1 protein-coding gene is annotated in these 879 nt (G+C 73.4%); it reads right to left on the reverse strand.

What is annotated here, in order from left to right; translation table 11 throughout:
• Positions 1 to 42 precede the first annotated feature (42 nt).
• Positions 43 to 861 (reverse strand): SDR family NAD(P)-dependent oxidoreductase, encoded by an 819-nt coding sequence (locus tag HMPREF3086_RS02885; RefSeq protein WP_070720087.1) that lies wholly within the window; start codon positions 859 to 861, stop codon positions 43 to 45.
• Positions 862 to 879: the final 18 nt, after the last annotated feature.

Consider the following 879-nt stretch of genomic DNA (forward strand, 5'->3'; position numbering starts at 1 on the left):
GCCGGCGCGCCGGCGGCCGGGGCCGCGCGAGCGAGCGCCGGCTCAGACCACCCCGAACCGGCGCGAGGCCGCGACCGTCGCCTTCTGGTAGCCGGCCGGGAACAGCCTCACCAGCACGTCGAGGACGTGCGCGTCCGCCCCGACCAGCACGCGGGGCCGGCGCCGCTCGACGCCGTCGAGGATGACCCGCGCGGCGGTCGAGGCCTCCGTGCGGGCGAACTTCGTGTCGAAGATGGTGGCGAAGTCGGCGCTGTCGAGCCCCTCGGCCGCGCCGGCGCTGCGGGCGACGGCGGTCTTGATGCCGCCGGGGTGCACGCAGGTGACGTCCACCGGGTGACCGGCGGCGAGCATCTCCATCCGCAGCGACTCGGTGAACTGCTGGACCGCCGCCTTGGCCGCGTTGTAGGCGTTCTGCGTGGGCACGGACAGGAACGCGAAGATGCTGGAGATGTTGACCAGGTGGCCGTCGCCGGAGGCGATGAGGTGCGGGAGGAACTCCTTGGTGCCGTGCACGACGCCCCAGTAGTCGACGTCCATGACGCGCGCGATGTCCTTGTAGGAGGACCGCTCGACTGCGCCGGTGAACGCGATGCCGGCGTTGTTGATCACGAGGTGGACCACGCCGAAGTGCTCGGCGACCAGACCGGCGTACTCGGCGACCAGGGCCTGCTCGGTGACGTCGAGGTGCTGCGAGTGCACGTCGGTGGCGCCGTCGCCGCGCGCCAGCTCGACGGTGCGGGTCAGGCCGTCCGGGTCGATGTCGCTCAGGGCGAGCCGAGCGCCGCGTCGGGCGGCCTCGCGCGCCAGCTCGCGTCCGATGCCGGAACCGGCGCCGGTGACGACGACGACCTTGCCGTCCATCCGCCAGCGGCGCGAGCC

It is taken from the genome of Dietzia sp. HMSC21D01, assembly GCF_001815995.1.
Taxonomy (GTDB): Bacteria; Actinomycetota; Actinomycetes; order Mycobacteriales; family Mycobacteriaceae; genus Dietzia; species Dietzia cinnamea.